Genomic DNA, 1864 nt, shown 5'->3' on the forward strand with positions numbered 1-1864 from the left:
TCTTTAACAATATACCAAGCCAAGCAAACTGTGTGGGCACTTACCGGATTCAGGCAGAGAAGCATCTTCGGATGCAACAAAGGTCATTAACTTGACCACCTGACTGATTGGAAAAGTGCTTAACAAATTAGATTTTATTAAGTCATTGATTCAATGGGTCGATTAAACACTTTAAATTGAAGAGTTTGATCATGGCTCAGATTGAACGCTGGCGGCAGGCCTAACACATGCAAGTCGAGCGGCAGCGGGGAGTAGCTTGCTACTCTGCCGGCGAGCGGCGGACGGGTGAGTAATGCTTGGGAACTTGCCTTTAGGAGGGGGATAACCACGGGAAACTGTGGCTAATACCGCATAATGTCTACGGACCAAAGCAGGGGATCTTCGGACCTTGCACCTAGAGATAGGCCCAAGTGAGATTAGCTAGTTGGTGGGGTAAAGGCCCACCAAGGCGACGATCTCTAGCTGTTCTGAGAGGATGATCAGCCACACTGGGACTGAGACACGGCCCAGACTCCTACGGGAGGCAGCAGTGGGGAATATTGCACAATGGGGGAAACCCTGATGCAGCCATGCCGCGTGTGTGAAGAAGGCCTTCGGGTTGTAAAGCACTTTCAGTGGTGAGGAAGGCTTGTAGATTAATACTCTACAAGATTGACGTTAGCCACAGAAGAAGCACCGGCTAACTCCGTGCCAGCAGCCGCGGTAATACGGAGGGTGCAAGCGTTAATCGGAATTACTGGGCGTAAAGCGTACGTAGGCGGCTTGTTAAGCAAGATGTGAAATCCCCGGGCTCAACCTGGGAATGGCATTTTGAACTGGCAGGCTCGAGTTCTGAAGAGGGTGGTAGAATTTCCAGTGTAGCGGTGAAATGCGTAGATATTGGAAGGAATACCGGTGGCGAAGGCGGCCACCTGGTCAGAAACTGACGCTGAGGTACGAAAGCGTGGGGAGCAAACAGGATTAGATACCCTGGTAGTCCACGCCGTAAACGATGTCAACTAGTTGTTCGTGTCATAAACGATGTGAGTAACGCAGCTAACGCACTAAGTTGACCGCCTGGGGAGTACGGCCGCAAGGTTAAAACTCAAATGAATTGACGGGGGCCCGCACAAGCGGTGGAGCATGTGGTTTAATTCGATGCAACGCGAAGAACCTTACCATCCCTTGACATCCAGTGAATCATCTAGAGATAGAAGAGTGCCTTCGGGAACACTGAGACAGGTGCTGCATGGCTGTCGTCAGCTCGTGTTGTGAGATGTTGGGTTAAGTCCCGCAACGAGCGCAACCCTTATCCTCAGTTGCCAGCACGTCATGGTGGGAACTCTGTGGAGACTGCCGGTGATAAACCGGAGGAAGGTGGGGACGACGTCAAGTCATCATGGCCCTTACGGGATGGGCTACACACGTGCTACAATGGCGCGTACAATGGGAAGCAAGCTAGCGATAGTAAGCGGATCTCAAAAAGCGCGTCGTAGTCCGGATCGGAGTCTGCAACTCGACTCCGTGAAGTCGGAATCGCTAGTAATCGTGGATCAGAATGCCACGGTGAATACGTTCCCGGGCCTTGTACACACCGCCCGTCACACCATGGGAGTGGGCTGCACCAGAAGTAGATAGCTTAACCTTCGGGAGGGCGTTTACCACGGTGTGGTTCATGACTGGGGTGAAGTCGTAACAAGGTAGCCGTAGGGGAACCTGCGGCTGGATCACCTCCTTATGAAAAAGCCTTGAAGAAGTTAAGTGCTCACACAGATTGCCTGGTTTGGTAGATGTAACGGATAGAAACTGGGTCTGTAGCTCAGCTGGTTAGAGCGCACCCCTGATAAGGGTGAGGTCGGTAGTTCAAGTCTACTCAGACCCACCA

Annotated in this window: 1 tRNA gene and 1 rRNA gene; both read left to right on the forward strand. The window is 51.9% G+C overall.

What is annotated here, in order from left to right:
* Positions 1-173: 173 nt before the first annotated feature.
* Positions 174-1717, forward strand: a 16S ribosomal RNA gene (locus tag ACQ661_RS12625).
* A 70-nt stretch (positions 1718-1787) separates the two neighbouring features.
* Positions 1788-1864, forward strand: a tRNA-Ile gene (locus tag ACQ661_RS12630).

Origin of the sequence: Pseudidiomarina sp. WS423, assembly GCF_050750165.1 — a bacterium.
GTDB lineage: Bacteria > Pseudomonadota > Gammaproteobacteria > Enterobacterales > Alteromonadaceae > Pseudidiomarina > Pseudidiomarina fusca.